Below are 5,918 nucleotides of genomic sequence, written 5' to 3'. Positions count from 1 at the left end.
CGCGCCCCCCACACCCCCCCACACCCGCACACACCCGTACAACCCGACCGACAGGTGGTGGCACCCGTGCGCCTCCGCACACCCCTAGCCCTGCTCGGCGCCGCCCTGCTCGTCCTCGTGGGCCCGCCGCTGCTCACGACCGGCAGCGGCGCCGAGAGCGGCACCAGCATCCCGGGCCTGCGTCTCATGGTCCCCAACACACCCGGCGGCGGCTACGACATCACCGCCCGCACCGCCGCGAAGGACGCCGAGGACGCCGGAGTCACCCGCTCCGTCGAGGTGTTCAACCTGCCCGGCGCCGGCGGCACGGTCGGCCTCACCCGCCTGGTGAACGAGCGCGGCAACGGCAAGCTGGCGATGTCGATGGGGCTCGGCGTCGTCGGCGCCGTCCGCTCCAACCACGCGCCCCGCACCCTCGCCGACACCACGCCCGTCGCCCGGCTCACCGAGGAGCAGGACGTGGTGGTGGTCGCCAAGGACTCCCCGTACCGGACCATCGGCGACCTGGTCGACGCCTGGAAGGCGGCCCCCGGCCGGCTCCCCGTGGGCGGCGGGTCCTCCCCCGGCGGCCCGGACCACCTCGCGCCGATGCTGATGGCGCAGGCCGCCGGGATCGCCCCGAAGGACGTCAACTACATCCCGTTCGACGGCGGCGGCGAACTGCTCGCCTCGATCCTCGGCAACAAGGTCGCCTTCGGCGTCTCCGGGGTCGGCGAGTACCGCGACCAGATCGAGGCGGGCGAGCTGCGGCTGCTCGCGGTGACCGGACCGGAACGCGTACCGGGTCTCGACGCGCCCACGCTCAAGGAGTCCGGCTACGACGTGGAGTTCACGAACTGGCGGGGCGTCGTCGCCCCGCCCGGCCTCACCGACGCCGAACGCGGCAAGCTCGTCCGGCTGCTGGAGGCCCTGCACGATTCGAAGGAGTGGCAGGAGTCCATGAAACGCAACGGCTGGGACGACGCGTTCCTGACCGGCGACGAGTTCGGCGCGTTCCTGGCCGCCGAGGACGAGCGCGTGATGTCGGTACTGAAGGAGCTCGGCCTGTGACCACTCCCTCCACGCCGACGCCCGCCTCCGAGACGTCCACATCAACGGCCGCCTCCGGAACGAAACCCACCCCCCGCACCACCACCTCCTGGCTCCGCGACCACTCCGAACTGGGCGTCTGCGCCCTCCTCCTCGCCCTCGGCGTGCTGGTCCTCACCGACGCCCTCACGATGGACGTCGACATCACCCAGCGCGGCCCGGTGGGGCCGAAGACGGTCCCGGTCGTCGTCGGCATCGGCCTGCTCCTGGTGGCCGCCCTCCTCGCCGTGGACGTCCTGCGCGGCGGCCGGGGCCAGGCGGAGACCGGGGAGGACGTCGACCTCACCGAACCGGCCGACTGGCGCACGGTCGCACTGCTCTCCGGCGTCTTCCTCGGCTCGGCCGTCCTCATCGAGCCGCTCGGCTTCCCCGCCGCGGGCGCCCTGCTCTTCTGGGGCGCCGCGTACGCGCTCGGCAGCCGCAGGGTGGACCGCGACCCGCTGATCGCGGCGGTGCTCTCGCTGGCCGCCTACGCCCTGTTCGACAAGCTGCTCGGAGTGCCGTTGCCCGGCGGTCCGCTGATGGGAGTGCTGTGACATGAACGCCCTCAACTCCCTGCTGGACGGCTTCGGCACGGCGCTCACGCCGCTCAACCTCCTCTGGGCCGCGGTGGGCGTGCTGCTCGGCACGGCGATCGGCGTGCTGCCGGGCATCGGCCCGGCGATGGCGGTGGCGCTGCTGCTGCCGGTGACGTACGGGCTGGACCCGACCGGCGCGTTCATCATGTTCGCCGGCATCTACTACGGTGCGATGTTCGGTGGTTCGACGACCTCGATCCTGCTGAACACGCCCGGTGAGAGCGCCGCCGTGGTCGCCGCGATGGAGGGCAACCCGATGGCGAAGTCGGGGCGCGGCGCGCAGGCCCTGGCGGCGGCCGCCGTCGGTCACTTCGCGGGCGGCATGGTGGGCACGCTGCTGCTGGTGGCGCTCGCGCCGACGGTCGCCGACCTGGCGGTGGACATCGGCGCGCCGGACTACTTCGCCATCATGGTGCTGGCGTTCATCGCCGTGACCTCGGTCCTCGGCTCGTCGCGGGTCCGGGGCCTGGCCTCGCTGCTGATCGGCCTGACCATCGGCCTGATCGGCCTGGACCAGATGACCGGGCAGCAGCGGCTGACCTTCGGTTCGCTGCACCTGGCCGACGGTGTGGACGTGGTGATCGTCGCGGTGGGTCTGTTCGCGATCGGTGAGGCGCTGTGGGTGGCCGCCCATCTGCGGCGCCGGCCGCCGGAGCCGATCCCGGTGGGCCGGCCGTGGCTGGGCCGCGCCGATCTGCGGCGCACCTGGAAGGCCTGGGCGCGCGGCCCGTTCATCGGCTTCCCGTTCGGCGCGATCCCGGCGGGCGGCGCGGAGATCCCGACGTTCCTGTCGTACGTGACGGAGAAGCGGCTGTCGAAGCACAAGGACGAGTGGGGCAAGGGCGCCATCGAGGGTGTGGCGGGACCGGAGTCGGCGGCCTCGGCGTCGGCGGCGGGCACTCTGGTGTCCATGCTGACCCTCGGCCTGCCGACCACGGCGGTCGCCGCGGTGATGCTGGCCGCGTTCCAGCAGTACGGCATCCAGCCGGGCCCGCTGCTGTTCGAGCGGGAACCCGACCTGGTGTGGGGCCTGATCGCCTCGCTGTTCGTCGGCATGGTGCTGCTGCTGGCGCTGAACCTGCCGCTCGCGCCGGTGTGGGCGAAGCTGCTGCGCATCCCCCGCCCGTACCTGTACGCCGGAATCATGTTCTTCGCGGCGGTGGGCGCGTACGCGGTCGGCGGCGAGGTGATCGACCTGGTGATGCTGCTGGTCATCGGCCTCATCGGGTTCGGCATGCGGCGGTACGGGCTGCCGGTGCTGCCCGCCGTCATCGGCGTGATCCTCGGTCCGGCCGCCGAGCAGCAGCTGCGCCGCGCGCTGCAGATCAGCGACGGCAGTGTCACCGGTCTGGTGAACACGCCGTTCTCGGTGACGGTGTACGCGGTGGTGGTGCTGCTGCTCGCCTGGCCCCTGCTCCGCAGGGCGCTGCCGCGCCGCGCGACCACGGCCGCCGAGTCATCCGAGGCGCCCGAGACACCCGAGGCTCCCGAGGCGCCTGAAGCGGCCGAACCCCCTACGCCGTCCGGCCCCCGCACCTGAGCCGTCGAACGGCGGTCGAACTACGCGACACCGGGCCGGGACGCCCCATGGCGTTCCGGCCCGACGCCCCTCATCTCCGCAGCTCACGCAGCGGGCACGCATCACACCCCTTGACGCGTAACTGACAACAATGCCTTGATGTCCCGCATGGGAGCGCTCCCACATCCACCACGGAAGGGGACACCATGCGCGACACCCGCCACCGCCTCCCGCACCGTCACGTACGCCCGCACCTGCCCGCCGCGCTCGCAGCGCTCGCGGCCCTGCTCCTGACGCTGCTCGCCCCGACCGCCTCCGCCCACGCGGCGCCCACCGGGTTCCGGGTGGAGAACGGACGGCTGCTCGAGGCGTCGGGGAACGACTTCGTGATGCGCGGCGTCAACCACGCCCACACCTGGTACGCCGACCGGCTCGACTCGCTGGACCACATCAAGGCCAAGGGCGCCAACACCGTGCGCGTGGTGCTGTCCAGCGGCGACCGGTGGACCCGCAACGACACCGCCGACGTGGCGAACGTCGTCACCCAGTGCAAGCGCAACCGGCTGATCTGCGTCCTGGAGGTGCACGACACCACCGGCTACGGCGAGCAGAGCGGAGCGGTGACGCTGTCCCGCGCCGCCGACTACTGGATCGAGGTGCGCGACGCGCTCGTCGGCCAGGAGGATTACGTCATCGTCAACATCGGCAACGAGCCGTACGGCAACACCGATCACACCCGCTGGACCGCCGACACCAAGGCGGCGATCCAGCGGCTGCGGGCGGCCGGGTTCGACCACACGCTGATGGTGGACGCCCCCAACTGGGGCCAGGACTGGTCGTTCACCATGCGCGACAACGCGGCCTCCGTGTTCGCGGCCGACCCGGACGCCAACACGGTGTTCTCCATCCACATGTACGGCGTCTTCGACACCGCCGCCGAGGTGAGCGACTACCTCGGCCGCTTCGTCGCCGCGGAACTCCCGATCGTGGTGGGCGAGTTCGGGCACGACCACTCCGACGGCAACCCGGACGAGGACGCCGTCCTGTCGGTCACCCGGCAGCTCGGCATCGGCTACCTGGGCTGGTCGTGGAGCGGCAACGGCGGCGGCGTCGAGTACCTGGACATGGTCGAGGACTTCGACCCGGACCGGATGACCGGCTGGGGGCAGCGCCTCTTCGACGGCCCGGACGGGATCGCGGCCACGTCCGAGGAGGCCGCCGTCTACGGGAGCGGCCCGGGCGAGGACACCACGGCGCCGACCGCTCCGGGCGCCCCGGTGGCCTCCGCCGTGACCTCGTCCTCCGTGACCCTCACCTGGGGCGCGGCCACCGACGCGGTCGGGGTGACCGGTTACGACGTCGTGCGGGTGGCCGGCGGTGCGGAGAGCGTCGTCGCCTCGGCCGCCGGCACCACGGTCACCGTGTCCGGTCTCGCGGCGGACACCTCGTACACCTTCGCCGTCCGTGCCCGGGACGCGGCCGGCAACCGTTCGGCACGTTCGGCGACGGTGGCCGTCACCACCGCACCGGGTCCCGCGGCCGGGTCCTGCGCGGTCGGCTACCGGGTGACGGGCGAGTGGCCCGGCGGCTTCCAGGCCGAGGTCGTCGTCCGCAACACGGGGAGCGCGGCGGTCGACGGGTGGACGTTGCGCTGGACCTTCCCGGCCGGTCAGCGGATCACCAGCCTGTGGGGCGGGACGGCGACGCAGAGCGGTGCAGAGGTGAGCGTCGCGGCGGCCCCGTACACGGCGACGATCCCGCCCTCCGGTTCCGTCTCGCTGGGCTTCACCGGCACGCGGTCCGCGGCCGGCGCCGACCCGACGACGTTCTCGCTGAACGGCGCGGAGTGCTCCGCGGCGTGACGGAGCCGGCTGCCCGGAAGGTCCTTCCCTCCCGGGCAGCCGTTCGTCGCACCCGTTCATCGCAGCCGTTCGTCCCCGTGCGCCGTGCGGGCCCGCCGGCCGTGACAGGCCTGTCGCACCGCGCGCTCACACGAGGTGGGCGAAGACCACCAGGTTCTCGGTGTAGTCCTTGGCGGCGTGGTCGTAGGCGCCGGCGCAGGTGATGAGCCGGACCTGCGCGTCGGGGGTGTCGGCGTACACGCGCTCGTTGGGAAAGTCGTCCTTCTCGAAGGACTCCGCCTCGTCGACGACGAACGTGGCCCTGGTGCCGTCGGCGCGCCGCACCTGGAAGCGGTCGCCCTTCTCGAGTTCGCCGAGCCGCGCGAAGACGGCCGCGGAGGTCTTGGTGTCCACGTGTCCGGCGATGATCGAGGCGCCGAGCTCGCCCGGGGAGACGCCCCTGGCGTACCAGCCGACGAGGTTGGTGTCGTTCGGCGGGGGCGGTTCGAGCCGGCCCTCGCTGTCGGTGTCGAGCGCGGTGAAGGGGGCGTTCACGCCGATGGACGGGATGACCAGCCTGGTCGGCGCGGAGCGCGGCAGGTGCTTGCCGGGCGACCGTTCGGCGGAGGGCGATGCGGCGGAGGGCGATGCGGCGGCGGACCCGCCCTCGGCCGGACCGCCGGACGCGTCGGCCGAGGGCGCCGTGGCGACCGTGCGGGAGGCGTGCGGTCCGTGGGCGTCGTCGGGCGGGTCCTCGCCGCCGCCCATCAGCGTGGTGGCCAGCAGCAGACCGGCCCCGCCCCAGAAGACCGCGGTCATGACGGAGCGCACTCTGCGCCTCGTCGGGGACGTCCGGTCGGGTTCGACGGGAGGGGGGGCACTGACCGGCAT

5 protein-coding genes are annotated in these 5,918 nt (G+C 73.0%); 4 read left to right on the top strand and 1 reads right to left on the bottom strand.

Going from position 1 to position 5,918, the window contains the following annotated elements:
• Window positions 1–66: 66 nt before the first annotated feature.
• From CCN29_RS28075 to CCN29_RS28060, 4 genes are all read left to right on the top strand, one after another.
• Window positions 67–1,050, top strand: coding sequence for a Bug family tripartite tricarboxylate transporter substrate binding protein (locus CCN29_RS28075; protein ID WP_006136473.1), 984 nt, complete (start codon window positions 67–69; stop codon window positions 1,048–1,050).
• The gene (locus CCN29_RS28070) at window positions 1,047–1,625 is read left to right on the top strand and encodes a tripartite tricarboxylate transporter TctB family protein (RefSeq protein WP_086685396.1); all 579 of its coding nucleotides are present in this window, start codon (window positions 1,047–1,049) and stop codon (window positions 1,623–1,625) included. The genes CCN29_RS28075 and CCN29_RS28070 overlap by 4 nt, the downstream gene beginning before the upstream one ends.
• Window position 1,626: 1 nt before the next feature.
• Window positions 1,627–3,207, top strand: a complete 1,581-nt coding sequence (locus tag CCN29_RS28065; RefSeq protein ID WP_006136475.1) for a tripartite tricarboxylate transporter permease — start codon at window positions 1,627–1,629, stop codon at window positions 3,205–3,207.
• 185 nt (window positions 3,208–3,392) lie between these two features.
• The gene (locus CCN29_RS28060; RefSeq protein WP_086685394.1) at window positions 3,393–5,048 is read left to right on the top strand and encodes a cellulase family glycosylhydrolase; all 1,656 of its coding nucleotides are present in this window, start codon (window positions 3,393–3,395) and stop codon (window positions 5,046–5,048) included.
• Between the two features lie 126 nt (window positions 5,049–5,174).
• Here the strand turns inward: CCN29_RS28060 and CCN29_RS28055 are convergent.
• The coding region (locus CCN29_RS28055; protein ID WP_502230029.1) for a class F sortase at window positions 5,175–5,918 on the bottom strand (744 nt) is incomplete at its 5' end.

Origin of the sequence: Streptomyces pseudogriseolus, from assembly GCA_002154585.1 — a bacterium.
Classification (GTDB): domain Bacteria; phylum Actinomycetota; class Actinomycetes; order Streptomycetales; family Streptomycetaceae; genus Streptomyces; species Streptomyces pseudogriseolus.
This window is presented reverse-complemented; position numbering and strand designations above follow the sequence as displayed.

Excerpts from the sequence above, each read along its gene's own strand:
- CCN29_RS28065 (WP_006136475.1), top strand. The coding sequence starts at position 1,627 with ATGAACGCCCTCAACTCCCTGCTGGACGGCTTCGGCACGGCGCTCACG.
- CCN29_RS28060 (WP_086685394.1), top strand. The coding sequence starts at position 3,393 with ATGCGCGACACCCGCCACCGCCTCCCGCACCGTCACGTACGCCCGCAC.